Source organism: Nonomuraea turcica (assembly GCF_030718205.1).
Lineage (GTDB): Bacteria > Actinomycetota > Actinomycetes > Streptosporangiales > Streptosporangiaceae > Nonomuraea.
Genome location: NZ_JAUZQF010000017.1, coordinates 182875 through 208414, shown reverse-complemented (window position 1 = coordinate 208414; position 25540 = coordinate 182875). Strand labels below are relative to the sequence as shown.

The 25540-nt window shown below is 71.1% G+C and carries 26 protein-coding genes; 10 read left to right on the top strand and 16 right to left on the bottom strand.

Features of this window, described 5'->3' with window-relative positions; all coding sequences use genetic code 11:
• Nucleotides 1-44: 44 nt before the first annotated feature.
• From mshC to Q9G87_RS37975, 5 genes are all read right to left on the bottom strand, one after another.
• The gene (gene mshC / locus Q9G87_RS37995) at nucleotides 45-1268 is read right to left on the bottom strand and encodes a cysteine--1-D-myo-inosityl 2-amino-2-deoxy-alpha-D-glucopyranoside ligase (protein ID WP_305921414.1); all 1224 of its coding nucleotides are present in this window, start codon (nucleotides 1266-1268) and stop codon (nucleotides 45-47) included.
• 10 nt (nucleotides 1269-1278) lie between these two features.
• Nucleotides 1279-1938: an NRDE family protein gene (locus Q9G87_RS37990; RefSeq protein ID WP_305921413.1), complete on the bottom strand. Its 660-nt coding sequence runs from the start codon at nucleotides 1936-1938 to the stop codon at nucleotides 1279-1281.
• A 30-nt stretch (nucleotides 1939-1968) separates the two neighbouring features.
• Nucleotides 1969-2682, bottom strand: coding sequence for an SCO1664 family protein (locus Q9G87_RS37985; RefSeq protein WP_371825888.1), 714 nt, complete (start codon nucleotides 2680-2682; stop codon nucleotides 1969-1971).
• Nucleotides 2683-2933: 251 nt separating this feature from the next.
• Nucleotides 2934-3482 (bottom strand): DUF3090 domain-containing protein, encoded by a 549-nt coding sequence (locus tag Q9G87_RS37980; protein ID WP_305921411.1) that lies wholly within the window; start codon nucleotides 3480-3482, stop codon nucleotides 2934-2936.
• 9 nt (nucleotides 3483-3491) lie between these two features.
• A complete protein-coding gene (locus Q9G87_RS37975; RefSeq protein ID WP_305921410.1) occupies nucleotides 3492-4178 on the bottom strand; it encodes an MSMEG_4193 family putative phosphomutase in 687 nt (228 codons plus the stop codon).
• Between the two features lie 114 nt (nucleotides 4179-4292).
• Here Q9G87_RS37975 and Q9G87_RS37970 point away from each other — a divergent pair, with 114 nt between their 5' ends.
• Complete coding sequence (locus Q9G87_RS37970) at nucleotides 4293-5240, top strand: aldo/keto reductase (protein ID WP_305921409.1); 948 nt, start codon at nucleotides 4293-4295, stop codon at nucleotides 5238-5240.
• A 127-nt stretch (nucleotides 5241-5367) separates the two neighbouring features.
• Nucleotides 5368-6183, top strand: a complete 816-nt coding sequence (locus tag Q9G87_RS37965; protein WP_305921408.1) for a hypothetical protein — start codon at nucleotides 5368-5370, stop codon at nucleotides 6181-6183.
• A gap of 84 nt (nucleotides 6184-6267) precedes the next feature.
• Here the strand turns inward: Q9G87_RS37965 and fabI are convergent, their stop codons facing one another.
• The gene (gene fabI / locus Q9G87_RS37960; RefSeq protein WP_305921407.1) at nucleotides 6268-7032 is read right to left on the bottom strand and encodes an enoyl-ACP reductase FabI; all 765 of its coding nucleotides are present in this window, start codon (nucleotides 7030-7032) and stop codon (nucleotides 6268-6270) included.
• 1 nt (nucleotide 7033) lies between these two features.
• Complete coding sequence (locus Q9G87_RS37955) at nucleotides 7034-7729, bottom strand: beta-ketoacyl-ACP reductase (RefSeq protein WP_305921406.1); 696 nt, start codon at nucleotides 7727-7729, stop codon at nucleotides 7034-7036.
• Between the two features lie 77 nt (nucleotides 7730-7806).
• On the opposite strand from Q9G87_RS37955, the gene Q9G87_RS37950 reads away from it, so the two are divergent.
• The gene (locus tag Q9G87_RS37950) at nucleotides 7807-9300 is read left to right on the top strand and encodes a TldD/PmbA family protein (RefSeq protein WP_305921405.1); all 1494 of its coding nucleotides are present in this window, start codon (nucleotides 7807-7809) and stop codon (nucleotides 9298-9300) included.
• Nucleotides 9297-10667, top strand: a complete 1371-nt coding sequence (locus tag Q9G87_RS37945; protein ID WP_305921404.1) for a metallopeptidase TldD-related protein — start codon at nucleotides 9297-9299, stop codon at nucleotides 10665-10667. Before Q9G87_RS37950 ends, Q9G87_RS37945 begins: the two co-directional genes overlap by 4 nt.
• 36 nt (nucleotides 10668-10703) lie before the next feature.
• On the opposite strand, the gene Q9G87_RS37940 is transcribed toward Q9G87_RS37945, so the two are convergent.
• Both Q9G87_RS37940 and Q9G87_RS37935 read right to left on the bottom strand, forming a co-directional pair.
• Nucleotides 10704-11261, bottom strand: a complete 558-nt coding sequence (locus tag Q9G87_RS37940; protein WP_305921403.1) for an arsenate reductase/protein-tyrosine-phosphatase family protein — start codon at nucleotides 11259-11261, stop codon at nucleotides 10704-10706.
• 111 nt (nucleotides 11262-11372) lie between these two features.
• Nucleotides 11373-11585 (bottom strand): dodecin, encoded by a 213-nt coding sequence (locus tag Q9G87_RS37935; RefSeq protein WP_305921402.1) that lies wholly within the window; start codon nucleotides 11583-11585, stop codon nucleotides 11373-11375.
• Between the two features lie 99 nt (nucleotides 11586-11684).
• On the opposite strand from Q9G87_RS37935, the gene Q9G87_RS37930 reads away from it, so the two are divergent.
• Entirely contained in the window at nucleotides 11685-11999 is a 315-nt protein-coding gene (locus Q9G87_RS37930; protein WP_305921401.1) for a DUF3099 domain-containing protein, read from the top strand.
• A 314-nt stretch (nucleotides 12000-12313) separates the two neighbouring features.
• Here Q9G87_RS37930 and Q9G87_RS37925 read toward each other — a convergent pair whose 3' ends face one another.
• The 3 genes from Q9G87_RS37925 to Q9G87_RS37915 all read right to left on the bottom strand — a co-directional run bounded on the left by Q9G87_RS37925 (nucleotide 12314) and on the right by Q9G87_RS37915 (nucleotide 14733).
• Nucleotides 12314-13204 carry an NTP transferase domain-containing protein gene (locus Q9G87_RS37925; RefSeq protein ID WP_371825884.1) on the bottom strand — a complete coding sequence of 297 codons (891 nt, stop codon included), beginning with the start codon at nucleotides 13202-13204 and terminating at the stop codon, nucleotides 12314-12316.
• A 28-nt stretch (nucleotides 13205-13232) separates the two neighbouring features.
• Nucleotides 13233-14222 carry a GTP 3',8-cyclase MoaA gene (moaA, locus tag Q9G87_RS37920; protein ID WP_305921400.1) on the bottom strand — a complete coding sequence of 330 codons (990 nt, stop codon included), beginning with the start codon at nucleotides 14220-14222 and terminating at the stop codon, nucleotides 13233-13235.
• Between the two features lie 136 nt (nucleotides 14223-14358).
• Complete coding sequence (locus Q9G87_RS37915) at nucleotides 14359-14733, bottom strand: winged helix-turn-helix transcriptional regulator (RefSeq protein WP_305921399.1); 375 nt, start codon at nucleotides 14731-14733, stop codon at nucleotides 14359-14361.
• Between the two features lie 99 nt (nucleotides 14734-14832).
• Between Q9G87_RS37915 and Q9G87_RS37910 the strand changes: the two genes are divergently transcribed.
• Nucleotides 14833-15480 (top strand): NAD(P)-dependent oxidoreductase, encoded by a 648-nt coding sequence (locus Q9G87_RS37910; protein ID WP_305921398.1) that lies wholly within the window; start codon nucleotides 14833-14835, stop codon nucleotides 15478-15480.
• A gap of 70 nt (nucleotides 15481-15550) precedes the next feature.
• Here the strand turns inward: Q9G87_RS37910 and Q9G87_RS37905 are convergent, their stop codons facing one another.
• The 3 genes from Q9G87_RS37905 to Q9G87_RS37895 all read right to left on the bottom strand — a co-directional run bounded on the left by Q9G87_RS37905 (nucleotide 15551) and on the right by Q9G87_RS37895 (nucleotide 19314).
• Entirely contained in the window at nucleotides 15551-15991 is a 441-nt protein-coding gene (locus Q9G87_RS37905; RefSeq protein WP_305921397.1) for a hypothetical protein, read from the bottom strand.
• Nucleotides 15992-16211: 220 nt separating this feature from the next.
• The gene (locus tag Q9G87_RS37900) at nucleotides 16212-17396 is read right to left on the bottom strand and encodes a hypothetical protein (RefSeq protein ID WP_305921396.1); all 1185 of its coding nucleotides are present in this window, start codon (nucleotides 17394-17396) and stop codon (nucleotides 16212-16214) included.
• A 73-nt stretch (nucleotides 17397-17469) separates the two neighbouring features.
• Nucleotides 17470-19314, bottom strand: a complete 1845-nt coding sequence (locus Q9G87_RS37895) for an AMP-dependent synthetase/ligase (RefSeq protein ID WP_305921395.1) — start codon at nucleotides 19312-19314, stop codon at nucleotides 17470-17472.
• Nucleotides 19315-19445: 131 nt separating this feature from the next.
• On the opposite strand from Q9G87_RS37895, the gene Q9G87_RS37890 reads away from it, so the two are divergent.
• Both Q9G87_RS37890 and Q9G87_RS37885 read left to right on the top strand, forming a co-directional pair.
• On the top strand, nucleotides 19446-20924 hold the full coding sequence (locus Q9G87_RS37890; protein WP_305921394.1) for a peptide MFS transporter: 1479 nt from the start codon (nucleotides 19446-19448) through the stop codon (nucleotides 20922-20924).
• Nucleotides 20925-20934: 10 nt separating this feature from the next.
• Complete coding sequence (locus tag Q9G87_RS37885) at nucleotides 20935-21543, top strand: trimeric intracellular cation channel family protein (RefSeq protein WP_305921393.1); 609 nt, start codon at nucleotides 20935-20937, stop codon at nucleotides 21541-21543.
• Between the two features lie 39 nt (nucleotides 21544-21582).
• Here the strand turns inward: Q9G87_RS37885 and yczR are convergent, their stop codons facing one another.
• Entirely contained in the window at nucleotides 21583-23013 is a 1431-nt protein-coding gene (gene yczR, locus Q9G87_RS37880; RefSeq protein ID WP_305921392.1) for a MocR-like transcription factor YczR, read from the bottom strand.
• Between the two features lie 63 nt (nucleotides 23014-23076).
• Between yczR and yczE the strand changes: the two genes are divergently transcribed.
• Together yczE and Q9G87_RS37870 are read left to right on the top strand one after the other, a co-directional pair.
• A complete protein-coding gene (gene yczE, locus Q9G87_RS37875) occupies nucleotides 23077-23685 on the top strand; it encodes a membrane protein YczE (RefSeq protein WP_305921391.1) in 609 nt (202 codons plus the stop codon).
• 88 nt (nucleotides 23686-23773) lie between these two features.
• Entirely contained in the window at nucleotides 23774-25528 is a 1755-nt protein-coding gene (locus tag Q9G87_RS37870; protein WP_305921390.1) for a glycoside hydrolase family 15 protein, read from the top strand.
• Nucleotides 25529-25540 lie beyond the last annotated feature (12 nt).

Sequence of the window (25540 nt, the reverse complement as noted above, 5' to 3'; positions counted from 1 at the left end):
TATGCCCATGAGAAAGCCCGGCGTGGCGCGGGTTTTCGCGAGGGTTAGAGCGCGACGCCGAGCAGGGCGTCGGCCAGGTCCTTGACCAGGGCGGGGGCGTCCGGATCCGAGCCGCCGCCGGTCAGGGCGGCCTCGGCCCAGGCGTCGATCGCGGCCAGCGCGGCCGGCGAGTCGAGGTCGTCGGCCAGGCGCTCACGCACCCGCGCCAGCAACTCGCCGGCGTCCGGGCCGGAGGCCAGGCGGACGGCCGAGCGCCAGCGGGCCAGCCTGCGCTCGGCGTCGGCGATCAGGGCGGGGACGTAGGCCCAGTCGGCGCGGTAGTGGTGGGCCAGCAGCACGAGCCTGACCGCCATCGGGTCGTGCTCCCGGCGCAGTTTGGAGACGAAGACCAGGTTGCCCTTGGACTTCGACATCTTCTCGCCGTCGAGGCCCACCATGCCGGCGTGCGTGTAGAACTTGGCGAACGGCCACTCCCCCGTGGCCGCGTGCCCCTCGGAGGCGCCGCACTCGTGATGCGGGAAGATCAGGTCGGAGCCGCCGCCCGCCACGTCGTAGCCGGCGCCGAGGTTGTCCAGGGCGATGGCGGTGCACTCGATGTGCCAGCCGGGGCGGCCCTTGCCCAGCCGCGACTCCCAGGCCGGCTCGCCCGGCCGCTCGGCCCGCCACAGCAGCCAGTCCAGCGGGTGGCGCTTGTCGGCCCGGTCCGGGTCGCCGCCGCGCTCGGCGAACAGGGCCAGCATCTCGGTCTCGTCGTAGCCGGACACCTGGCCGAACTTGGGGGCGTCGGCCACGCTGAAGTAGACGTCGCCGTCGAGGGAGTACGTGACGCCCTTGGCCGACAGCTTGGCGATCAGCTCCGCCACCCCGCCGACGACCTCGGTGACGCCGACGTATTCGCGGGGCGGCAGGATCCGCAGCGCCTCCATGTCGCCGCGGAACAGCTCGATCTCCCGCTCGGCCAGGTCCTGCCAGCCGACGCCGGTCTGGGCGGCGCGCTCCAGCAGCGGGTCGTCCACGTCGGTGGCGTTCTGCGTGTAGTGGACCTCGTGGCCCGCGTCCCGCCACAACCGGCCGACCAGGTCGAAGGCGTGGTAGGTGTTGGCGTGGCCGAGGTGCGTGGCGTCGTAGGGGGTGATGCCGCAGACGTACATCCTGGCGGTCGGCCCGGGATCGGTCTGCCGCACCTGCTTGGCGGAGGTGTCGTAGAGACGCAGCGGAATGCTCTCACCAGGGAGCTTTGGAACGTTCTGGGCAGACCACGATCTCATGTTCCTGAGCCTATCCGTCCCGTTCTGCGGTCAGGTCGGTGAAGTCGTACGTCACACCGTCCGGCGCGAGCGCCACCTCCATCACCGACAGGGAGGCGAAGATCCGGCCGTCGGGCAGCTCGTGGCGGACGATGAGCGCGCCTGGGTCGGCGGACGGCGCCGCCGTGATCAGCTCCCGCCAGACCTCGGTCTCGAACCTGGGCAGGTAGGCGACGACCCGCTCGCTGGCCGGGTCCAGGCCCGAGTTGACGATCATGCTGGTGCCGTCGGGCAGGCCGGAGACGGTGCTGCGCTCGCCGTCCCAGCTGAACAGCCGCACCCGCGCCCCATCGGCCGGCAGGTCGGCGAGCACCAGGTGAAAGGGGTCGTAGCGGGTCAGGTCCGCGTCGGGCAGCTCGCCCGTGTAGGCCGCCCGCAACGCCAGGTCGCCCCGCGAGATCTTCGTCGTCTCGGGCGCGGGGATGCCGGAGGCGTTGAGGAGAGCGGCGGCGCGGCGGGCCGCCGGGTGGAGAGCCAGCCAGGTGCCTCCGGCCTTCAGGTCACGCCCGCCGATCACGCCCGGGTAGTCCGGCCAGTGCTCCCCCGGCCCTTCCCACGGACGGTCGGCGAACTCGTCTCTCACGCCCATGAGGGTCAGCGGCTGCCCGGTTCTCACGATCAGCGTGCACATGGGCAAAGGGTATTAAACCGGCTCAGGCGATCAGATGGGGGGCCAGGGAATCGCGGGCCAGCCCTCCGACGGGTAGGGGTGCACGCCGGTGTCCAGCAGCCGCCTGACCCGCTGCCAGGTGGCCTCGACCTCCGCCAGCGTCAGCAGCTCGCGCAGCCTGCGCCCGAGCGCCCCGGACTCCAGGTCGCGCTCCAGCTTGGCCAGCACGGCCACCGCCTCCCTGGCCAGCGGCTTGCCGCGCCACTGCCACAGCACCGTGCGCAGCTTGTCCTCGACGGAGAAGCACACCCCGTGGTCCACCCCGTAGACGTGCCCCGTCGGCAGCGGAAGCAGGTGACCGCCCTTGCGGTCGGCGTTGTTGACCACCGCGTCGAACACCGCCATCCGGCGCACCACCGGGTTGCGGCTCTTGACCAGCCGCATGAGGTCGATCTCGCGCTCGGTGTCGATCCACAGCTGCACCATGCCGGGGCCGAAGGGGCCCTCGCGGTAGACCGTCGGGGGCACAATGCGCCAGCCGGTCGCCTGCGACACCTCATAGGCGGCCACCTCGCGGGCGGCCAGGGTGCCGTCGGGGAAGTCCCACAGCGGGCGCTCGCCGCGCACCGGCTTGTAGACGCAGGCGGCCGAGCTCTCGCCCAGCTTGACCGAGCAGTAGAGCGTCATGTTGGTGGCCTCGACGAGGCGTCCGGCCACCTCCAGGCGGCCGTCGCGGAGCAGCGTGAGGGCGTCCTCGTCATGCATGCCCGGCGGGTTGGACGGTTTGACGGCCGGTTCGCTCTCCGGAGCGGTCACGAGACCTCCTTCGTCGGCCTCGTGACCAAGGTGCTGCGTCTGATTGTTCCCTCGCTTCGCTCGCTCACGTGGCCTCCTTCGTCGGCCTCGTGACCAAGGTGCTGCGTCTGATTGTTCCCTCGCTTCGCTCGCTCACGAGGCCTCCTTCGTCGGCCTCGTGACCAAGGTGCTGCGTCTGATTGTTCCCTCGCTTCGCTCGCTCACGTAGCCGCCTCACCCCCGCGGTATCCGTTGAGGCGCACGCAGACGTGCCCGGTGGCGTCGAGAGGCTGCCCGCACAGCGGACACGGCGGCCGTCCCGCCGCGACGATCTGCAGGGCCCGCTGGGTGAAGGCGCGCGCGGCGCCCGCGCTGATCCGCACGCGCAGCACCGCGGGGTCCGGGCTCTCGAGATCTTCCTCCTCGACGACCTCCTGCGCCTCGATCACCACCTGGGATCTCTCCGCGTCCCACGCCAGTGCCATGGTGCCCACCCGGAAGTCCTCCGCGACCGGCACGTCGAGCGGCGCGTCGTCGGCCAGGTCGGCCGGCGCCAGTGCGGGCACGTGCGCGGTGCCCCCGCTGAGCCGCAGCACCTCGTCGAGCAACTCGTCCAGCCTGCCCGCGAGCGCGGCCACCTGTAGCTTCTCCAGCGCCACCGTGGTCAGTCTGCCCTCGGCCCTGGCCTGCAGAAAGAAAACCCGCGCGCCCGGCTGCCCGAGGGCACCGGCGACGAACCTCTCTGGTGGGTCGTAGTCGAAGACCGGCATAGCCTGACCTTACGTGGTTCCGGACCCGCCGCCGACGGCGGCATCGCTCCCGGTGATGTTTTCTCCCCCGTCTTTCTCCTCCGAATCCTCGGGAAGCCGCAATTCCCCCATATCGTTGAGTCTGAGAACAAAGGGACGCAAGGGGGCATAGCGAATGACGGTGAGAGCCGCCGGATCAGCCGTTATCCGCTGAAACTGATCCAGGTGAAGCCCCAGAGCGTCGGCGACGATCGACTTGATCACGTCGCCGTGGCTGCAAACCAGGTAGACAGCCTTCTCCCCCAGGCGTTGATTCCACTCCCGGACCGCCGAGACGGCCCTATGTTGCATTCCGGCCAGCGACTCCCCATCCGGAAATGTCGCCGCGCTCGGGTGCGCCTGCACCACCTGCCACAGCGGCTCGCGGGCGAGCTCCTTCAGCGGCCGCCCGGTCCAGCCGCCGTAGCCGCACTCGATGAACCGCTCGTCGATCTCCACGCCGAGCTCCCGGCCCTCGGCCACCGCTTCGGCCGTTTCCCTGCAGCGTTCGAGCGGGCTCGAGACGATGGCGTCCAGCCTGACGCCCGTGATGCGCTCGGCGAGCGCGGCGGCCTGCGCTCGGCCCGCCTCGCTCAGCCGCACCCCCGGAGTGCGGCCGGCCAGCACCGGCCCGGTGAGGTGGGTCAGCCCGTGCCGGGCCAGTAGCAGCGTGGTCACCCCGCAAGTGTCGCAGGCGTCGATCACCGTGTCGAAGCCGGGCGGACGGGGGTGGGTGGCGCGGGCCGCCGAGGCACGACGTCGAGGCCGCCCGAGCGGTAACCTGGCGGGATCATGGAGCAGCGCTATGTCGGCCACAGCGGCCTGTCGGTGTCCCGGCTGGGGCTCGGCACGATGACCTGGGGCCGTGACACCGACGCGGACGAGGCAGCCGCCCAGCTCCGCACGTTCGTGGACGCGGGCGGCACGCTCGTCGACACGGCCGACGTCTACACCGGCGGCGACGCCGAGCGGCTCCTCGGCCGGCTGCTGCGCGACTCGGTGCCGCGCGCGGAGCTGGTGATCTCCACCAAGGCCGTGGTGACGCCGGCGGGCCGGCGGCCGCGTGACGCCTCCAGGCGCCACCTGATCGCCGCGGTCGACGACTCGCTCAACCGCCTCGGGCTCGACTACGTCGACCTGTGGCAGCTGCACACCTACGACGAGGAGGTGCCTTTGGAGGAGACGCTCGCCGCGCTCGACGCGATCGTCGCCTCCGGCCGGGCCGTCTACGCGGGCGTGTGCGACTACAGCGGCTGGCAGCTGGCCGCCGCGGCGGCCACCCAGAAAATGATCCCCGGACGCATCCCGATCACCTCGGCTCAGGTGGAATACTCGTTGCTGGCCCGCGAGCCCGAACGCGAGCTGCTGCCCGCCGCGGCCCATCTCGGCGTCGGGGTGCTGGCCTGGTCTCCACTGGGCCGGGGGGTGCTGACCGGGAAATACCGCACCGGCATCCCGGCCGACTCCCGGGCCGCGACCCCGCACTTCGCCGATTTCGTACGCCCCTACCTCGACGAGAGGAGCCGCCGGGTGGTCGAGTCCGTCATGACGGCGGCCGACGGGCTGGGGGTGTCGCCGCTGGCCGTGGCCCTGTCATGGGTGCGCGACCAGCCGGGCGTGGCCTCGGCCATCGTCGGCGCCCGTACGCACGCGCAGCTCACCGGGGCCCTGCCGGCCGAAGACGTGGTGCTGCCCATAGAGATCCGAGAGGCCCTCGATGACGTGTCGTCACTCGACTGATCACGAACGAGAGCATCACTCACGTATCACTAGTCGATACCGAATCGCAACTTTACCCGCGAAAAGCCTGCGTCTGACGAGCGATATCCATAAAGATTTCCTTCGGAGGCGAGGCAGGAGGGGACGGATGGGGAGCAGGACCGCGATCTCGGCCGGAGTTCTCGCGGTGGCGCTGTCGGCCGTCCCGGTTGCCGCCCCGGCCGCGGCGGCGGCCACCACGTCCGCCACGGGCCAGGACTGTGCAAAGGGCGGAGGCCTGCTGTCGGGGGTGACCAACACCCTGTGCGACGTCGTCACCACCGTCACCGACACCGTCGACTCGCTGACCGGCGGCACGACCGACCCGGTGACGAGCGGCGTGGACAAGACCACTGACGACGTGCTCGGCCGGGTCGGCGAGGCGGTCCCGACCGGCACGGCCACCCCGTCCACGCCATCGGAGCCGTCGGCCACGCCGACCAAGACCGGGCTGGTGCCCGAAGGGCTCGGCGACGTGTGCCTGCCCGTGCTGGCCTGTGGGGACAAGACCGTGCAGGACAAGGCGTCCCCCACGCCCTCCCCCGACCGCACCGGCTCGCGCGAGAAGGAATCCACCACCGTGCCGACCGGCGCGCCCACGCCGCCGGAGAGCCGGCCGCAGCAGATGGACAACGAGCGGCCGGTGACCGAGCGGCCGACCGCCGACACGGACGAGCCCCGGGTGGACCTGCTGTGGCCCAACCCGTTCGCGCACGAGCTGACGGTGCCGATGCAGGACCGGCAGGTGGTCCGGCCCACGCCGCCGGCCTCCGACGTGCTGGGGACGGCGCTGACGATCGCCTTGCTGGGGTCGGCGGTGCTGGCCGCGCGGATCGTGCAGCAGCGGCGGCAGCGTACGGAGCAGGTCGAGTCGATCCCATTCGAGCCGGCCCGCGTCGGCAGTGGCCGCCACCGCCTGGCATAGGCCGGGGAACGCCCCCGGTCACACGGTCAGGTGCGGCCGGGAGCTCGCCTCGGCGCGGGCCCAGACGTTGCCCGAGGGATCAGGTCAGGCGCCGATGGCGTGGACGCCGCCGTCCACGTGGACGATCTCGCCGGTCGTGGCCGGGAACCAGTCGGACATCAGGGCCACGCACGCCTTGGCGGCCGGGACCGTGTCACCCAGGTCCCAGCCCAGCGGCGCCTTCTCGGGCCAGCTGTCCTCGAACTCCTTGAAGCCGGGGATCGACTTGGCCGCCATCGTCCGCAGCGGCCCGGCCGCCACCAGATTGACGCGGATGTTCTGCTTGCCGAGGTCACGGGCCAGGTAGCGGTTGCAGGACTCCAGGCCGGCCTTGGCCACGCCCATCCAGTCGTAGACGGGCCACGCCTTGGAGGCGTCGAAGTCGAGGCCGACGACCGCGCCGCCCTCCTTCATCAGCGGCAGGCAGGCCACGGCCAGCGACTTGTACGAGTACGTCGACACCTGCAGCGCGGTGGCGACGTCCTCCCACGAGGTGTTGAGGAAGTTGCCGCCGAGCGCGCTCTGCGGGGCGAAGCCGATCGAGTGGACGACCCCGTCGAGGCCGTCGACGTGCTCGCCGACCCGGGCGGCCAGCGTGTCGAGGTGCTCGGTGTTCTGTACGTCGAGCTCCAGCACCGGCGCCGGGGACGGCAGCCGCTTGGCGATGCGCTCGACCAGGCTCAGCCGGCCGAACCCGGTGAGGACGACGGTGGCGCCCTCCTCCTGCGCCAGCTTGGCCACCGAGAACGCGATCGAGGCGTCGGTGAGCACGCCGGTCACCAGGATCCGCTTGCCTTGGAGAATGCCCACGTCAGTGCCCCATTCCGAGTCCGCCGTCGACCGGGATCACGGCCCCGGTGATGTAGGAGGCGTCGTCGCTCGCCACGAAGCGCACGACACGCGCGACCTCCTCGGGGGCCGCCTGCCGCCCGAGAGGGATGTTCGCGACGATCTTCTCGTGGTCGAGGTCGGCCGTCATGTCGGTGGCGACGAAGCCGGGCGAGACCACGTTGACCGTGATGTTGCGCGAGCCGTATTCGCGGGCCAGCGAGCGGGCGAAGCCGACCAGGCCCGCCTTGGAGGCGGCGTAGTTGGCCTGTCCCGCCTGGCCGGACAGGCCCACGACGGAGGAGATGAGGATGATCCGGCCGCGCTTGAGCTTCATCATCGGGCGGATGGCCCGCTTGGCGACACGGTAGGCGCCGGTCAGGTTGGCGTCGATGACGTCGGTGAAGGCGTCTTCCTTCATCATCGCCAGCAACGTGTCCTTGGTGATGCCGGCGTTGGAGACCAGGACCTCGACCGGGCCCTGCTCGGCTTCGACCTTGTCGAAGGCCGCCTCGACGTCGGCCGTGCTGGTGACGTCGCAGCGCACGCCGAACAGGCCCTCGGGCGGCTCTCCCGATCGGTAGGTGACCGCGACGGCGTCGCCGGCCGCGGCGAGTTCACGGGCGATCGCGAGGCCTATGCCGCGATTGCCCCCGGTGACGAGTACTGAGCGTGCCATGGAACCTGACGTTATCTCCTACCCGCCGGTATCGGCTTGTCCGGGTGGCACAAGATCACGGGGTTAGGATCGTGGACATGCGCCAGATCGATCCCGATTTCCTGGAGCTGCCGCTGCGGCAGCTGGCGGACGCCGCCTTGCAACGCGCACGCGACCTCGGTGCCGAACACGCCGACTTCCGGCTCGAACGCGTCAGAGCCGAGACGCTCAGCCTCTACGACACCCGGCTCGAGGGCGCCATGGACGCCGACGACCTGGGCTACGCCGTCCGGGTCGTCAAGGGCGGCACGTGGGGGTTCGCCGCCGGCATCCACCTGACGTCCGAGGCCGCCGCGGTGGTGGCCGAGCAGGCGGTGCGGGTGGCGGAGGTGAGCGCGCCCATCAACAGAGAGCCGATCGAGCTGGCGCCGGAGCCGGTGCACGCCGAGGCCGTATGGGTGTCGCCGTACGACGTGGACCCGTTCGAGGTTCCGCAGGCCGACAAGGTGGGCCTGCTGGCGGCGTGGTCGGCCGGGCTGATGAAGGGCGCCGACCACGTGTCGGCGCGGCTGCTGCAGGTCAAGGAGCAGAAGTTCTACGCCGACACGGCCGGCACGGTGACCACGCAGCAGCGGGTGCGGGTGCATCCCAAGCTCAACGTGATGAAGGCGCACGAGAGCGGCTTCGACGACATGTCGACGATCGCGCCGCCGGTCGGGCGCGGTTATGAATACCTGACGGGCACCGGCTGGGACTGGCCGGCCGAGCTGGACCAGCTGCCGGAGCTGCTGGCGGAGAAGCTGGCGGCGCCGTCGGTCGAGGCGGGCGACTACGACCTGGTGATCGACCCGTCCAACCTGTGGCTGACGATCCACGAGTCGATCGGCCACGCCACCGAGCTGGACCGGGCGCTCGGCTACGAGGCGGCGTACGCGGGCACCAGCTTCGCCACGTTCGACCAGCTGGGTGAGCTGGTCTACGGCTCGCCGCTGATGAACGTGACCGGCGACAGGACCGTCACGCACGGCCTGGCCACGATCGGCTACGACGACGAGGGCGTGCAGGGGCAGAGCTTCGACATCGTCAGGGACGGCATCCTGGTGGGCTACCAGCTGGACCGGCGGATGGCGCTGATGAAGGGGCTCGGGCGGTCCAACGGATGCGCGTTCGCCGACTCGCCCGGGCACATGCCCATCCAGCGCATGGCGAACGTGTCGCTGGTGCCGGCGCCCGACGGGCCCTCGACCGACGAGCTGATCGCCGGGGTCGAGCGGGGCGTCTACATCGTCGGCGACAAGAGCTGGTCGATCGACATGCAGCGCTACAACTTCCAGTTCACCGGGCAACGGGCGTACCGGATCTCGCACGGCAAGCTGGCCGGGCAGATCAGGGACTTCGCCTACCAGGCGACGACGACGGACTTCTGGTGGTCGATGGAGGCGGTCGGCGGGCCTGACACGTACGTGCTGGGCGGGGCGTTCAACTGCGGCAAGGGACAGCCGGGGCAGGTCGCCCCCGTGAGTCATGGATGTCCGTCGGCGCTGTTCAAGGGCGTGCGGATCCTCAACACCGTGCAGGAGGGCGGGAAGTGACACCCCAGGAGATGGTGGAGAGGGCGCTGGAGCTCTCCCGGAACGACGGCTGCGTGGTGCTCGTGGACGAGGGGTCCACGGCCAATCTGCGCTTCGCGGGCAACACGCTCACCACGAACGGCGTCGCCCGCTCCTCGCGGCTGACCGTGATCTCGATCGCGGGCGAGGGCGTGGGGGTGGTGTCGCGAGCCTCCGTACGCGACGAGCAGTTCGCCGACGTCGTGGCGGCGGCGGACGCGGCGGCGCGGGACGCGCAGCCGGCCGAGGACGCCCGCTCGCTCGTCGAGGGCGTGCCTGCGTCGTCGCAATGGGACGCTGACGTGCGTCCGACCGACATCGGGGTGTTCGAGGGGTTCGCGCCGGCGCTCGGCGAGGCCTTCGCCGCCGCCGAGGCGGGTGGTAGGAAGCTCTACGGCTTCGCCGAGCATTCGTTCACCACGACCTTCCTCGGCACGTCCACGGGCGTGCGGCTGCGCCACGACCAGCCGACGGGGCGGATGGAGCTCAACGCCAAGTCCGCCGACCTGAAGCGCTCGGCGTGGACGGGCGTGTCCACGCAGGACTTCACCGACGTGGACGTGGCCGCGCTCGACTCCTCGCTCGCGCAGCGGCTGGAGTGGGCCAAGACCCGGGTGGACCTGCCGGCCGGGCGCTACGAGACGCTGCTGCCGCCCAGCGCGGTCGCCGACCTGATGATCTACCTGTTCTGGTCGTCGGGGGCCAGGGACGCGCTGGACGGGCGTTCGGTCTTCTCGAAGCCGGGCGGGGGCACCCGGGTGGGCGAGCAGCTGGGCACGCTGCCGGTGACGTTGTCGAGCGATCCGGCCGCTCCGGGCATCGCGTGCGCGCCGTTCGTGACGGCGCACGCTTCCAGCAGGCAGAGCTCGGTCTTCGACAACGGGCTGCCGCTGGGGCCGACCGAGTGGATCAAGGACGGGCGGCTGGAGGCGCTGCTGCAGACGCGTTACTCGGCGGAGCTGAGCGGGCTGGCGGTGACGCCGGGCATCGACAACCTGATCATGACGGGAGCCGGGGGCGGGCGGTCACTGGAGGAGATGATCGCCTCCACCCAGCACGGGCTGCTCGTCACCTGCCTGTGGTACATCCGGGAGGTCGACCCGCAGACGCTGCTCGTGACCGGGCTGACCCGGGACGGGGTCTACCTGGTGGAACACGGCGAGGTCGTGGGCGAGGTGACCAACTTCCGCTTCAACGAGAGCCCGGTGGACCTGCTGGGGCGGCTGACGGAGGTGGGGGCGAGCGAGCGGACGTTGCCGCGGGAGTGGAACGACTACTTCCAGCGGACGATCATGCCGCCGGTGCGGGTGCCGGACTTCAACATGTCCACGGTCAGCCAGGCGAGCTGACGACCCGGCACCCGGTCGCGCCCGTAGGTGAGCAGGTCAGCGGGGGCCGAGGAGGGCGCCGAGGGCGTGGCTGAGGGATTCGCCGACGGTCTTGGCGCAGGCGTCGTAGCCTTCGGGCGGGCCGCCGTACGGGTCGTACACGTCCAAGACGCGCCTGTGGTCGCGGCGGGCGGCGGCCGACTGGACGATGGCGCGCGCCCGTTCCACCGTGTCGGAGCGGTAGCGCCGGCCCCCGGCCCCGGCGGCGAGCGCGGCGAACTCCGGCAGTGTGAACGTCTTGGGCGCGGCCTCCGGGTCGAGGCCCACGGCGACGGGCACGTGCGCGGCCTCCATCGTCAGCAGCAGGTCCGCCGAGCGGACCAGGTCCCGGTCCAGCATCCGGGCCCGGTGCGCCCGCCCGTCGAGGCCGAGCTTGGCCAGCGCGGCGACCGCGTGCGGCGCCATGGGGTGGCCGACCATGGCGCGCACCCCCGCGCTGGCCGTCGCCATGGGCAGGGGCGCTGACTGGAGCATCGCCCCGGCGATCACTTCTGCCATGGCGGAACGGCAGATGTTGGCCGTACAGACCAGGAGAAGTCGGAATTCGGCACTCACATCGGCCAATCTAACCGCTCGGATCAGATCGCGAGAGGGCGGATGGCGCCGGCCCGGCCCCTAGGGCCGGCGGCGCGCCCTGCCACCCCGGGAAGGCCCTCAGAACGACGCTCAGGCGTCCTCCAGCCGGAAGCCCACCTTCAACCCCACCTGGAAGTGCGCGACCTCACCCGCGTCGATGTAGCCGCGAATCTCGGTCACCTCGAACCAGTCGAGGTGGCGCAGGGTCTGCGCGGCCCGCCGGATGCCGTTGCGGATGGCCTGGTCGACGCTCTCCGTCGACGTTCCGACGATCTCGGTGACCCGGTACGTTCGATCCGTCATCGCCCTCTCCTCCTTACCCGAAGGCCATGATCGCATGACCCCGGTCACCACCCGGGTGCGCCGTCGCACCCGGCTCCTGCGAGGTCTACCGTGGAAGCTATGAAGGGGTGGCGCAGGAAACCAGATGTCCACCAGGTCACCGACGCCAGGCCGTCGCTGTCGGCGGACATCCGCAAGCGCGAGATCAGCTACCTCATCAAGATGGGGCTCCGCACGATCTGCCTGATCCTTGCTGTCGTGGTGCCGGTGCCGTGGCCGTACCGGCTGCTGTTCATCGCGGCCGCGGTCTTTTTGCCATACATAGCGGTAATCGGGGCCAATGAGAGGGGCAAGGCTGCCCCGCCTCCTACCTTTCAGAGCCCTGAAGCTAACCAAACCGAGATACCGCTGCATCGACGCGAGATCGGGTCGTGACTAAGTCTTGACGCATCCCATGGGTTGTAGGTGTACGCTTTAGCCAAGCGCTCCGGTCCCCCGTCGGAGTGCTGGTGCCGGCGTTCCGGGCCCCCGTCGGAACGCCGATGAAGCGACGCCGGGTGGTTTGCCCCCGTAACCACCCGGCGTCGCCCTTTTCTGGCGAACCTTTGCCGGCCGGACGATCTAGTGCGGCTCCCACCAGACAGTTGGTAGGGCCGCTTTCCCGAAATCGTTTACACCCGCTCCCGCCCCAAAATTCACAGGAAACTTTCAGGCGGGCGCGGGCTTGACTTCAAGAGTTCGTTCGAGTGTCAGTCGTCCGTCAGCGTCTCGGTGGTGGCGCGGCTCCAGTTCTTCGCCAATGTGGTCAGTCTGGCCACAGCGTCCTCAGGAGCGGTGCCCGCCCCTTGAGCCAGCCCGAGCAGGTAGGCCGTCAGCGGCGCGGCCGGGCGGGCCACGCCGTGGGCGACCTCCTTGGTCAGGTCGAGAATCTGGTCGCGGTCCACGGTCGCCGGGTCGATGCCCAGCTCCTTGCAGGCCAGCGCGGTCCATTCGTTGAGCACGTTCATACGAGCCTCCTCCAGGTCGTCCATTGTGTCGCAGTCGAACCACGGCCGCCCGGGCAGCGCCAGGCGCGTGCCGGCAAGGGGGGCCAGCAGGCCCTTGAGCGAGCGTCCGCCGTAGGAGGCGAGGGCCTGCTTCAGCTCCGCGGCCGGCCAGGCGCCGGCGAGCCACTGCTCGCGGCCGCCGTCGTCCACCATCACCGCGCCGGCGCCGGGGCCGGCGGCGTCGAGCAGGGCCCGTACGTGCGCCGCGGTCAGGAACGGCAGGTCGCCGGCGAGCAGCGCCACCCACGGGGCCGTGACGTGTGCCAGACCGGCGGTCAGGGCGGGGATGGGGCCGCTGCCGGGCGGATCCTCACGGGCGAACAGGACACCGGGAAGGGGGCGCTCCGGGCCGACGACAATCGTGCGGCGGGCGCCTGAGGCCGCGGCGACGACGTTCTCGACCAGGGATCTGGCGCCCACGGTGAGAGCGGGCTTGTCCCGCCCGCCCAGCCGCCGCGCCTGTCCCCCTGCCAGGATCACCGCGTCGTAGACCCGCTCGACGGAGCCTCCACGGCCGCCGTCGCCGGTGGCCGCTGCCGGCCGCGCGGCAGGCGACAGCGCGCCGCCGGTTCCGAAGGCGTGGGTGGGGGTCATCGTGTGCTCCGCCCCATCGCCGCGGGGCCTAGCCGCCGATGGCGGACATCGGGCGGGACGGCTGGAGGAAGGAAGGGTCGTCGATGCCGTGCCCGGCGCGTTTGCGGGCCACCGCCGCGATCCACCGCTCGGCCAGCTCCTCGTCGGACGCGCCCGCCCGCATGGCGGTCTTCAGGTCCGACTCCTCGGTGGCGAACAGGCAGTTGCGGACCTGACCGTCGGCGGTGAGCCTGACCCGGTCGCACGCGCCGCAGAACGGCCGCGTCACCGACCCGATCACGCCGACCCTGTCCGGCCCGCCGTCGACGAGGAACCGCTCGGCGGGCGCGCTGCCCCGCTCCTCCAGGTCGTCGGCCACGAGGTCGAACCCGGCGGCCAGCAGGCCCAGGATCTCGTCGGCGGTGACCATGTCCGCGCGGCTCCAGCCGTGCTGGGCGTCCAGCGGCATCTGCTCGATGAAACGCAGCTCGTAGCCCTGCTCGAGGCACCAGCGCAGCAGCGGGACCGCCTCGTGGTCGTTGAGGCCGCGCATGAGCACGGCGTTGACCTTGACCGGACGCAGCCCGGCCCGGTCCGCCGCGGCGAGCCCGGCGATCACGTCGGCGTGCCGGTCGCGGTGCGCGAGCCGCTTGAACGTCTCGGGGTCGAGCGTGTCGAGCGAGACGTTGACCCGGTCGAGCCCGGCGGCGGCCAGCGGCCCGGCCAGGCGGGCCAGCCCGATGCCGTTGCTGGTCAGCGAGACCTGCGGCCGCGGCTGGAGCTCGGTGGTGCGGGCCACGATGTCGACCAGCTCGCGCCGCAGCAGCGGCTCCCCGCCGGTGTAGCGGACCTCGGTGACGCCGAGACGTTCGACCCCGATCCGCACCAGGCGGACGATCTCGTCGGCGGTGAGGAGCTTGGCGTTGGGCAGCCAGTCGAGGCCCTCGGGCGGCATGCAGTACGTACAGCGCAGGTTGCACTTGTCCGTGAGGGACACCCGAAGATCTGTCGCCACCCGTCCGAACGAGTCTCGCAACACGGGGCGTCACCTCCTATTCGTTCGCCAGAGGGCCAGCCTACGACGCCTGTCGGCGGCCGCTCAAAATCGCCCCTTCTGCGCACGACAACGCATCCGCGCCTAGATCGATTCCGCTCCCTCGGTGGCGTCGGGGCTCTCATGCCCCCAGCCTGGCCGACTCCCAGCTCTCGCGGGCGCGCATCAGCTCGGCCAGGTGCCTCCTGGACCATTCGCAGCCGGCGTTCATGGGTTCGAGGAGGCTGCGGCCGAGGTCGGTGAGCGCGTACTCGACCCGTGGCGGGATCTCGTCGTACGGGGTGCGGGTGAGCAGGCCGTCGCGTTCCATGGCGCGCAGGGACTCGGTGAGGACCTTCGGGGTGATGCCGCGCAGCGGCGTCTGGAGCTCGGTGAAGCGCCGCGGTCCCGACTCCAGGCAGCGGATGATCTTCGCGGTCCACTTGTCGCCGATGCGGATGGGCGCGGCGACCGGCGGGCAGCCGGTGAACATGTCGGGATCGAGCGGCACTCCCATAACCGCCATCGTAGGTAACTATCGTTGCGGAAAGCGACAGGTCGCCCTCTACCGTCGGCGCAGCGGCCGGGAAGCCCGGCCGGGGAGAGGAGTGCCGGCATGGGCAGGATCGTGGTTTTCGGCGCGGGCGGACGGGCCGGGCGCCGGGTGGTCGCGGAGGCGGCCGGGCGCGGGCATGAGGTGACGGCGGTGGTACGCGATCCCGGCAGGCACGAGGGCCTGGCGCGCGAGGGGGTCCGGGTGGTCGCCGGGGACGTCACCGACGCCTCGAGCGTGGCGGCCGTCGCGGCCGGGCAGGATGCGGCGGTCCAGGCGGCCGCCCGGATGGACATGCCGGCGGAGGCGTTCTACGCGGCGGCGGCCCGCGCTCTGGTCGAAGGACTGGCACAGGCGGGGGTGCGCCGCTTGGTGGCGGTCGGCGTCGGCAGCCTGCTGGAGGTGGCGCCGGGGGTCCGGCTGGCGGACACACCCGGCTTCCCCGGCGACGCCCGGGCGTTCTCGCTGGGGCACGCGGCGGAGCTGCCCGTGTACGAGGAGTCCGGCCTGGACTGGGTGGTGCTCGCGCCGCCACCGGTATTCCTGGACGAGGAGGCGGACCGGACCGGCCGGTACCGGATCAGCGACGGGCGGGTGCCGGACGCGACGGCGGGCGGGCCGGTGTTCTCGTTCGCCGACCTGGCGGTGGCGGTGGTGGACGAGGCCGGCGACGGCCGGCATCACCGCGTGCAGGTCGCCGTGTCCTACTGACGCCTGCTGACCACTGGGGCCCGGACATGGCGGACGCCCGGCCGGAGCCGGCCGGGCGTCCCAGGTGACGCTAGTGGTGGTGGCGGCCGATGACCTTGACCCAGTCCGTGCCCTCCGAGGGCTCCAGCCACTTGGCGCCCTCGAAGACCGCGCGCCAGGTGCCCGACGTGCGGGCCGGCACCGTGGTGTGGAAGTAGCCGTTGCGGCCGGTCCTGACCGAGTCGACGTACTCCCACTTGCCGCTGCCGTCGGGCTGGAAGAGGATCACGATCCGCTTCCAGCCGAGACGGTGCCAGCGCTCCTGCTTCTTGCAGGTGTCGGCGTGGTGCACCGACACGAACCCGCTGATGTAGTCCTCCTCGCACTCCACGGAGAGCTTGCCCTCGAGGTCGATGGGCTTGCCGCGCCAGGCGGGCTCCGGGTTCGCGTCGAACGTCAGGCTCGTGTTGCCGCCTGCGAAGTCAGGGTCCACCTCGTCCGCGAGTGCGGGCGAAGCCGCGGTGGCCACCACGGTGGCGCCCAGTGCGGCGGCCGCCAGGACGGCGACGTCTCGCCCCCCGCCGGGCGGCCGCCAGGCCGGCGGCGAGACGTCGCATCTTCACGTGACTTTCCTTCCCCGTGTCAAACGCGCCCCAAGCAGGGCACGTCATCTGCCAATGACGCGTAAGGGTAAGGAAAAGTTGGGGTAAAGTTGATCACGATTCCGCAACGCCCGCGCGATGCCGGGCCGCCTAGTGGGCTATTTGCTGGGATTTAGAGACATCTGGGGCGTAGTGGGCCGTTCCTGCGTAGCGGACGCGGAACTGGCCGCCCGCACGGCCCAGGATCGTGCCGTCGAACGCGCCTGAGGCGTCCGTCATCGCCTCGCCGACCCGTTCCCAGCCGGCGGCGTCGTCCTGGCGCCACAGGATCTCCAGCGGCTGCTTGGCGAACGGGCCGAAGTCGGTGAGGCCGCGCGGGTCCACCCTCGTGAGGGAGCCGCGCAGGCGTACCGCGCCCCTGGCACGCTCCGCCTGCACCTCCGAGAGCTTGGTCTCCCGCCTGAGCTGGAACGACGCGTACTCGGTCACCGTCGCCCCGTCCTGGCCCCGCGCGATGGCGGTGACGGTCCAGGTGCCGGTCGGGTAAAAGCGGCTCAGGCGCTTGTCGGGCAGGAAACGCCACGTCTGCCAGCCGTCGGCCATCCGGGCGGGCGGGCTCGCCGCAAGGCGCCACACGAGCCGCGGCGGGAGGGCGGGGGCGGCGACGGGTCGCGCGCCGCGCTCAAGGCTCCCGTCCTGGACCGCGGGCGCCCCGCGCTGGAGCGGTCCTGGGGCCGGCGCACCCTGGACCGGCTTTGTGCCCTGGACCGGCTTTGTGCCCTGGACCGGCTCTGCACCCTGGACCGGCTTTGTGCCCTGGACCGGCTCTGCGCCCTGGACCGGCTTTGTGCCCTGAACCGGCTCTGCGCCCTGGACCGGCTCTGTTCCTTGGAAGGGCTCCCTGCGCTGGATCGGTCCCGCGCTCTGCGGCGGCTGACCGGACTGGGACGGGTCGTATGCGGGGAGCGGGTCGATCGGGTGGAGCGAGCCCGGTTGGGCGGCCGGCGGTGACGGGACCTGGCCGGCCGGGTCCGATGGCGACGGTTCCGGGACCGTCGGGTCCGTGATGGGCGGTTTGGACACCAGCAACGGCCCGGGCGGGGCGCCCGGATCGACCTTGACGGTGACGCCGTTCTTGGGCCGCGCACCCTTGGCGACCACGTCGACCACCAGGCGGACGGAGCCTTGAGCCCCGACCACGGGCTCGGCGGGACGTACGGTGATGGCTCGGATGGCGAGTTCGGTCACGGCTGGGGTCACGGCGGCGGGCGCGGGCGCGGGGAGCGCCGTGAGCGCCCCCGCCGTGAGCGAGACGAGAAGCAGTCCTCTGGTCATGATCGAGACGGTAGGAACCGCCCGGTCATGGCGAGGACCACAACACACGCCCCGAATGGCAAAACCGGTGTCGCTATCGCGGCTCGCCGTAGAGCCCTTCGATGATGTCGGCGTACTTCGCGTGGATGATCCGCCTCTTGAGCTTGAGGCTCGGGGTGAGCTCCTCGGTCTCGGCGGTCCACTCGGTGCCCAGCAGCGCCCACTTCTTGACCTGCTGCACCTGGGCCAGCTTGGCGTTCGCGGCCTCGACGGCGGCCCCCACCTCCTTGAGCACCTCGGGGTGCTCGGCCAGCTCGGCGAGCGAGGCGAAGGTGATGCCGCGGGCCTGCGCCCAGCCGGGCGCGACCTCGCCGTCGAGCGTCAGCACGGCCACCGGGTGCGGCCGCCGGTCGCCGTACGCGAGGGCCTGGCCGATCAGCGGGTGCTGCTTGAGATGGTTCTCGATCTCGGCCGGGGAGATGTTCTCGCCGCCGGCGGTGATGATGAGCTCCTTCTTGCGGTCCACCACCCGGTAGAAGCCGTCCTCGTCGACCGTGCCGATGTCGCCGGTGTGCAGCCAGCCGCCGGCGTCGATCAGCTCGGCGGTGGCCTCGGTGCGGTTGAGGTAGCCGCGGGTGTTGAGCGGGCTGCGGGTGAGGATCTCGCCGTCCTCGGCGATGCGGATCTCGACGCCGGGCTCGGCCCTGCCGACGGTGCCCAGGCGGTAGCAGGCGGGGCTGTTGCCGGTGAACGCCCCGGTGGTCTCGGTCATGCCGTACACGTCGATGACCTTGAGCCCGAGGCCGGCGTAGAAGTTCTGCACCTCGGGGGCGAGAGGGGCGGCACCCGTAGCCGTCCACTCGGCGCGGTCGAACCCGATCATGCCGCGGATGATCGACAGGAGGGAGGCGTCGGCCTTCTCGTAGGCCTCCCGGATCTCTTGCGTGATGATGTGGCCGTACTGGCCGGCCTCGACGTAGGCCTGGCCGGCCGCCATGGCCGCGCGCACGGCGGCCTGCTGCTCCTCCGGCTGGGTGGCGAGCACGGCGAGCAGGCGGGCCATCATCTTCTCCCACACGCGTGGCACGCCGAAGAACATCATCGGCCTGACCTGTCCTAACGTGGCGCCCAGGTTCGCCAGGTCGGTGCAGAAGTGCACGTGGGAGACCTTGAGCAGCGGCAGGTAGAGGCTGAGGATGCGCTCGGCGATGTGCGCGTAGGTCAGGTAGGAGATCTGCGTGCCCAGCCTCGGCAGCGAGGTGAGCCGGTCCGTGGCGGCGACCTCGTAGAAGACGTTGCCGTGGGTGAGCGGGACGCCCTTGGGCATGCCGGTGGTGCCGGAGGTGTAGAGGACGGTGACGACGTCGCCGGGGGTCACGGCGCGCCAGCGGTCCTCGACCTGGGCGGGGTCGTCGGCGAGGCGTGCGCGGCCGAGCTCCAGGAAGTCGGCCCACGTCATGAACCGGTCGTCGCCGGGCGGCGCGCCTTCCAGCATGACGATCCTGCGCAGGCCGGTGAGGCGGTCGAGCACGGGCTGCCAGCGGGCCAGCTCGGCGGGGCCGCCGAGGACGGCGTACTTGGCGCCCACGTTCTCGGCCACGAACGCGATCTGCTCGGGGGCGAACGTGGAGTAGACGGTGCAGCCGACGCCGCCCGCGTGCACCGCGCCGAGGTCGGCGAGCACGTGCTCGCTCCGGTTCACCATCATCAGCGCCACGGAGTCGCCGGGCTCGAGCCCGAGCGTGGCGAAGGCGGCCGCGATCTCCAGGACCCGCTGCCGCGCCTGCGCGTATGTCAGCGTGCGCCAGCCGTCGCCCTCAGGGTCGGAATAGGCGGGTGCGTCGGGATGCCGCTCGGCCACCTGCTGGAGCTGCAGGCATACGGTACGGCCGGCTATCTGCTGCTCGATCTCGGCTCGGACCTCGAGGACTTCGGCCATGGCGCGCCTCCCGTCAGTATTCACTTGCACGAGTGGCATGCATCGCACCACACGTGCCGGGTAGCGGCAAGCCCTCGCAGGCGGCGTTCACGTAGAGTGATCGAACGGATGCGATTCGGGGGGGTTCATCCATGGCCGGCGGCAGGAGGTTCTTCGGGCACCCGTGGGGACTGGCGACGCTGTTCGGCACCGAGATGTGGGAGCGGTTCAGCTGGTACGGGATGCGCGCCATCCTGGCCACGTTCCTGGCGGCGTACCCGGCGCAGGGCGGGCTGGGCATGACGGAGGCGACGGCGCAGGCGGTCGTCGGCGTCTACCAGGCGCTGGTCTACCTGGTGGCGCTGCCCGGCGGGTGGATCGCCGACCGCATACTCGGGCCGCGCAGGTCGGTGTTCTGGGGCGGGTTCGTCATCATGCTGGGCCACATCAGCATGGCGATCCCGGTGACGACGCCGTTGTTCGTGTGGCTGGGCCTGCTGCTCGTCATCTCCGGCACGGGCCTGCTCAAGCCCAACGTCTCGGTCATGGTGGGCCGGCTCTACGACGAGGACGAGGACGGGCGCAGGGACGCCGGGTTCTCCCTGTTCTATCTGGGCATCAACCTGGGCGCGTTCTTCGCGCCTCTCGTGGTCGGCTGGCTGGCCGCGGGCGACCGCTGGCACCTGGGGTTCGGGGCCGCCGCGGTCGGCATGGCGCTCGGCCTGATCCAGTACGTGTGGGGCGGCCGGTCCCTGCGCGGCGTCGGCGAGCGGCCGGGGCTGCGCCTGTCCCCCGGCGAGCGGCGCCGCTTCGGCCGGCTGGCGGGGCTCGGGACGGGCGTGGCGGTGGTCGCGCTGGGTTTGTGGGCGTTGACCGGCACGCTGACCATCGACCGGCTCACGATCGTGATCACGGTGATCATCCTGGCGGTGCCGGTCGCGTACTTCGCCTACATCCTGATGGGCGGTCACCATCTCACCGAGGACGAGCGGGACCGGATGAAGGCGTACATCTGGTTGTTCATCGCCGCGGCGGTCTTCTGGATGATCTACGACCTGGCGCCGACCAAGCTGCTGTTCTTCGCCCAGCACCATACCGACCTGTCGTTGTTCGGAGTGCGGATCCACCAGGCCACGACGCAGTCGTTCAACCCGCTGTTCATCATGATCTTCGTGCCGGTGTTCGCGGCGTTGTGGGTGCGGCTGGGCACGCGGGTGAGCACGCCGCAGAAGTTCGGGTTCGCGCTGGTCATGGTGGGGCTGAGCTTCGTGGCCATGGCGATCGCGGCCGGGCTGGCGGGGGCCGGGCGGGTGTCGGTGTGGTGGCTGGTGCTGGTCTACGTGATCCAGGTGTTCGGCGAGTTGTCGCTCAGCCCGGTCGGGTTGTCGGTGACGACGAAGCTGGCGCCGGAGGCGTTCAAGGCGCAGATGCTCGGGGTGTGGTTCATCGCGGTGTCGGTGGGCGACGCGGTCGGCGGGCAGACCGGGCGGCTGGGCCGGGTGTTGTCGGATCCCGCGTACTACCTGGTGCTGGCCGCGCTGGCGATCGTGGCCGGGGTGGCGCTGTTCATGTTCACGCGGCGGCTGCGGGTGCTGATGGCGGAGCACTACCACGCCGAGGCCATCCTGTAGACAGGGTGCCGTGTCTCAGCTTCTCGATTTCGTCGGCATCTTCGTCTTCGCGTTGTCCGGTGCGCTCATGGGGGTGCGCAAACGGCTGGACGTGGTCGGGATGCTGGTGCTGGCCGGAATGACCGCCCTGGGCGGCGGCGTGGTGCGCGACCTCATCCTCAACGTGCGGCCGGCCGCTTTCCAGAGCGTCGGCTACGTGCTGGTGCCGGTGGCGGCGACGGTGATCGTGTTCTTCTGGCACCCGCACGTGGCCCGGCTGATGCCGGCCATCCTGGTGCTGGACGCGGCCGGGCTGGGGCTCTTCTGCGCGGTGGGGACGGAGAAGGCGCTGGAGTACGGGCTGAGCCCGCTGCACGCGGCCCTGCTGGGGGTGGTGACGGGGGTGGGCGGCGGGATGTTGCGTGACGTGCTGGCCGGGGAGATCCCGACGCTGCTGTACGACCGCCAGCTGTACGCCGTTCCGGCGATGCTGGGGTCGGGGGTGATGGCGGCGGAGTGGTCGTACGGGTTGCACGGGTGGGCGGCGACGCTGGGGGCGGCGGTGCTGGCGTTCGGGCTGCGGATCGCGGCGATGCGCCGGAAGTGGCGCGCGCCGCTGGCCAGGGGGGTCGGCGAGTGACGTCCGACGGCCGCGGAGGTCGTCGATGGTTCTGAGCGCTCACACCATGGCGATGAGCGGGTCCGGCGGGCGGGAGGCGCCGAGGGGGCCGTGGTCGCGGGCGGCGCGCAGGCGGGTGACCGCTTCCGACAGGACCTGGGGCGGCAGCGTGTACGGCAGCCGCAGGTAGCCCTCGAGCGTGCCCTCCAACCCGAACCACGGGCCGGGCGCCAGGCGCACGCCATGGGCGGCGGCCGCCTCGGCCAGCGGAGTGGCGGCGTCGCCGTTGAGCCGGACCCAGAGCGTGCCGCCGCCGCGCGGCACCGTGAACGTCCACTCGGGCACCTGCTCGCGCAGCGCCGGCACCAGCGCCTCCCGTGAGGCCCGCAGGGTGCGGCGGCGCTCGGCGCGGGTCTCCTCCAGCCGGTCGAACAGCCCCGCCACCACCAGTTGCTCCAGCACCGGGCTGGCGATGTCCACGGCCGAGCGGTGCATGGCCAGGCGGCGGGCCAGCGCCGCCGTGGTGCGGATCCAGCCGATGCGCAGCCCGCCCCACCACAACTTCGACGCCGACCCGATGCTGATCACGCGGCTGTCGGTGTCGAACGAGCCCATGGGAGAGGTGTGCGGCACCTCGTCCAGTGCCAGCTCCAGCCAGGTCTCGTCCACCAGCACCAGCGTGTCGGTACGCCGGGCCGCGCCGACGACGGCGGCGCGGGTGGCGTCGTCCATGAGCGCGCCGGTCGGGTTCTGGAAGTCGGGCATGAGATAGGCCAGGCGGGCGCCGGACTGGCGCATGGCCCCGATCAGCAGGTCGGCCTGCCAGCCCTCGTGCGAGATGCCGACCGGGACGATCCGGGCGGAGCGCTGCCGGGCCACGTCGATGGCGTGCGGATACGTCGGCGACTCCACCAGCACCGGGTCCCCGGAGCCGACGAGCAGGCCGAGCACGAGCTGGATGGCGTGCTGGGAGCCGGTGGTGACGACGATCTGCTCCGGCCTGGTGGCCAGCCCTCTGGCGGTGTAGCGGGCGGCGATGCGTTCCCTGAGCGCCGGCAGGCCGATGGGGTCGTAGCCGTTGCCCATGCCGTATCTCGGCAGGTCCTCGACCGCCTCCAGCATCGCGCTCCGCAGGGCGGAGGGCGCGGGCGGGGCGGCGCAGTGGAGCTGGATCAGACCGTCGCCACCGGTGCTGAGCCAGGGGTTGTCCGACGTGGTGGCCGGGTCGGGCAGGGCCGTCCAGCTGCCCGAGCCCTGGCGGCTGTCCAGGTAGCCGCGTTCGCGCAGCAGGTCGTACGCCGACGTCACCGTGGTGCGGCTGACCTTGAGGATCTCGGCGAGGTGGCGTTCTGCGGGCATGCGGACGCGTACGGGGATCTGGCCGTCCATGATCAGGCTGCGGACGCCGTCGGCGAGCGCCCGGTAGTACGGGCGGGCGCTCGGGTCGATGTTGACCAGCCGGGCCACCTGAGCCGCCGAGAGATGCCTCATAAGGCCACTTTTCATGATTGGCCCTGTTTTGGCAAGCCGGTGGCCTGCCACTCTGGGGCCATTATGAGCGAGACGACCGTCCCCCGAGTGAGTTCCTTTCCCGCCCGCCTGGCCCGGCTGTACGGCGGGCTGGCCCTCTACGGCCTGGGCATCGGCCTGCAGGTGGAGTCCGGACTGGGCAACGACCCGTGGGACGTGTTCCACCAGGGAGTGGCGATCAGGGCCGGAGTGTCGATCGGCACGGTGATCATCGGCGTGGGCGCGCTGGTGATGCTGCTGTGGATCCCGCTCAAGCAGAAGCCCGGCTTCGGGACGATCAGCAACGTGGTGTTCCTGGGGTTGTTCGCCGACGCCGCGATCTTCCTGCTGCCCACGCCGGCGCATCTGGCGTTGCAGAGTCTGTACGTGGCGCTGGGCGTCGTCGCGATCGCCCTGGCGACCGTGCTGTACATCGGCGCCGGCCTGGGACCGGGACCGCGGGACGGCATCATGACGGGCCTGGTCCGGCTCGGGCTGTCGGTGCGCCTGGGCCGGTTCCTCATCGAGATCACCGTACTGGCGGCGGGCTGGCTGCTCGGCGGCACCGTCGGGATAGGGACACTGGCGTTCGCGCTGGCCATCGGGCCGCTGACGCAGCTGTTCACCCGCTGGTTCCCGCTCGATTCCCGCTGACGTGAGCTCCGCGGCCGAGTCCGGACATGACGCGACATGATCGGACCCGGCCGCGGGATCACCCCATTTGCGAGTAGCGTCTGTAGGCATGCGGATCGAGGATTACGCCCTGATCGGAGACATGCAGTCGGCCGCGCTCGTGGCCAGGGACGGTTCCATCGACTGGCTCTGCCTGCCCAGGTTCGACTCCCCCTCGTGTTTCGCGGCGCTGCTCGGCGGCGAACGCAACGGTCACTGGTGGCTCGGCCCGACCGGCCGCAGGCACGCCGACCGGCGGCGATACCGGCCCGACACTCTCATTCTGGAGAGCGAGTGGGACACCGCGACGGGCACGGTCCGCGTGGTCGACTTCATGCCGCCCCGCGACCGCAACCCCGACGTGGTGCGGATCGTCGAGGGCGTCTCCGGGACTGTGGAGATGTCCACGGTGCTCAGGGTGCGCTTCGACTACGGCAGGATCGTGCCGTGGGTGCGGCGCACCAACGGGCACCTGCAGGCGATCGGCGGGCCCGACTCGGCGTGGCTGCACTCCCCCGTGCCGCTGAAGGGCGGCGACTACGCGCACCGGGCCACGTTCACCGTCAAGGAGGGCGACCGGCTGGCGTTCATCTTCACCTGGCATCCCTCGCACGAGCCGATGCCGCCGCAGATCGACTGCGACGACCAGCTCGACGAGACCGAGGCCTTCTGGGCGGACTGGGTCTCCCGATGCACCTATGACGGGCCGTACCGGGACGCCGTGATGCGGTCGCTGATCACGCTGAAGGCGCTCACGTACGCGCCCACCGGCGGCATCGTGGCCGCCCCCACCACCTCACTCCCCGAGGACCTGGGCGGGGTGCGCAACTGGGACTACCGCTTCTGCTGGCTGCGCGATGCGACGATGACGCTCGACGCGCTCATCTCCTCCGGTTACCTGGAGGAGGCGGCGGACTGGCGCTCGTGGCTGCTGCGGGCGATCGCCGGCCGCCCCCAGGACCTGCAGATCATGTACGGCGTCGCCGGCGAACGCCGCCTGCCCGAGCTGCGGCTGGACTGGCTCGACGGGTACGAGGACTCGCGCCCGGTGCGGATCGGGAACGAGGCCGTCAAGCAGCTGCAACTGGACGTGTACGGGGAGGTCATGAACTGCCTCTACGTGTCGCGCAGCCGAGGGTTGTCGGCCGACGACCGGGCCTGGACGATCCAGCGGCAGCTGCTCGACTACGTGGAGGACCACTGGGACGAGCCGGACGAGGGACTGTGGGAGGTGCGGGGCCCGCGACGGCACTTCGTGCATTCCAAGGTGATGTGCTGGGCCGCGCTCGACCGGGCGGTCAAATACGTGGAGCGGTTCGGCCGCACCGGCCCCGTGGAGAAGTGGCGGACGTTGCGGGACGTCGTCCACGCGGAGATCTGCGACAAGGGGTACGACCCGAGCCGGAACACCTTCACGCAGTCGTACGGATCGTCGGAGCTGGACGCCGCTTTGCTGATGATGCCCGTCGTGGGATTCCTGCCCGTCGACGATCCCCGGATCGTGGGCACGGTGGCGGCGATCGAGAAGGAGCTCATGTCGGACGGGTTCGTGCTGCGTTATCCGATCGCCGCGGACAACGACGTGGACGGGCTGCCGGGCGGGGAGGGCGCGTTCCTGGCGTGCAGCTTCTGGCTGGTGGAGGTCATGGCGATGCAGGGGCGGAAGGAGGAGGCGAAGGACCTGTTCGAGCGGCTGCTGGGGTTGCGGAACGATGTGGGGTTGCTGGCGGAGGAGTACGACCCGCGCTACGGCCGTCTCGTGGGCAACTTCCCCCAGGCCTTCAGCCACGTCCCGCTGATCCACGCCGCCCGGGCTCTGTCGTAGCGGCGTCATCGC